2 protein-coding genes and 1 pseudogene are annotated in these 1399 nt (G+C 66.1%); all 3 read left to right on the top strand.

From position 1 onward, the window contains the following. On the top strand, positions 1-537 hold a 537-nt coding region (locus tag ABZT02_RS46155; RefSeq protein WP_356029480.1), incomplete at its 5' end, for a thiamine pyrophosphate-dependent enzyme. Positions 538-558: 21 nt separating this feature from the next. Further along, the gene (gene ilvN, locus ABZT02_RS46150) at positions 559-1086 is read left to right on the top strand and encodes an acetolactate synthase small subunit (RefSeq protein WP_069766166.1); all 528 of its coding nucleotides are present in this window, start codon (positions 559-561) and stop codon (positions 1084-1086) included. A 110-nt stretch (positions 1087-1196) separates the two neighbouring features. Continuing rightward, a pseudogene (locus ABZT02_RS46145) lies at positions 1197-1399 on the top strand (ketol-acid reductoisomerase); the annotation flags it as partial.

The following is a 1399-nucleotide window of genomic DNA, read 5'->3' as shown; positions in this document are numbered from 1 at the left end:
AACTCCGGCGGTGCCGGAACCATGGGCTACGCGGTCCCGGCCGCGATGGGTGCCAAGGCGGGCATGCCGCAGCACACGGTCTGGGCGATCGACGGCGACGGCTGTTTCCAGATGACCAACCAGGAACTGACCACCTGCGCCCTGAACAACATCCCGATCAAGGTCGCCATCATCAACAACGGTGCCCTCGGGATGGTCCGCCAGTGGCAGACCCTCTTCTACAACCAGCGCTACTCCAACACCGTCCTGCACAGCGGCCCGGAGGACGTCAACCCGGACGCCAAGGGCACGCGCGTGCCGGACTTCGTGAAACTGTCCGAGGCGATGGGCTGCGTGGGTCTGCGCTGTGAGCGGCCGGAGGACCTGGACAAGGTCATCGCGGAAGCGAACTCCATCAACGACCGTCCCGTCGTCGTGGACTTCATCGTCCACGAGGACGCGATGGTGTGGCCGATGGTCGCCGCCGGCACGTCCAACGACGAGATCATGGCCGCCCGGGACGTCCGCCCCGACTTCGGCGACAACGAAGACGACTGAGAGCCGTAAAGGAAGCAGATCATGTCCAAGCACACGCTCTCCGTCCTGGTGGAGAACACCCCGGGCATCCTCGCCCGGATCGCCGCCCTGTTCTCGCGCCGCGGGTTCAACATCGACTCGCTCGCGGTCGGTGTCACCGAGCACCCCGAGATCTCCCGGATCACCATCGTGGTCACCGTGGTCGAGGAACTGCCGCTGGAGCAGGTGACCAAGCAGCTGAACAAGCTCGTCAACGTGCTGAAGATCGTCGAGCTGGAACCCGGTTCGGCCGTTCAGCGCGAACTCGTTCTGGTGAAGGTGCGCGCCGACAACGAGACGCGCTCCCAGATCGTCGAGATCGTCCAGCTGTTCCGCGCCAAGACCGTCGACGTCTCCCCGGAGGCCGTCACCATCGAGGCCACCGGCAGCGGCGAGAAGCTGTCCGCGATGCTGAAGATGCTGGAGCCCTTCGGCATCAAGGAGCTCGTCCAGTCCGGCACCATCGCGATCGGCCGCGGCGCCCGTTCGATCACGGACCGCTCGCTGCGCGCACTCGACCGCAGCGCGTGACGCGGTATACGGGCGGCTCCGGCCGCCCGTATACCGAGACCCCGAAACTTCATCTCAGCCCGCCGTCATACGGTGGGACGCAACACCTGCACACAAGGAGAGAACCCAAAGTGGCCGAGCTGTTCTACGACGCCGACGCCGACCTGTCCATCATCCAGGGCCGCAAGGTCGCGGTCATCGGTTACGGCAGCCAGGGCCACGCCCACGCGCTGTCGCTCCGTGACTCGGGTGTCGACGTGCGTGTCGGTCTGCACGAGGGCTCCAAGTCCAAGGCCAAGGCCGAGGAGCAGGGCCTGCGCGTGGTGACGCCGTC

The sequence above is a fragment of the Streptomyces sp. NPDC005402 genome, from assembly GCF_040606575.1.
GTDB lineage: Bacteria > Actinomycetota > Actinomycetes > Streptomycetales > Streptomycetaceae > Streptomyces.
Note: the sequence above shows the minus strand (reverse complement) of the source record. Positions and strands in the feature narration are given on the sequence as shown.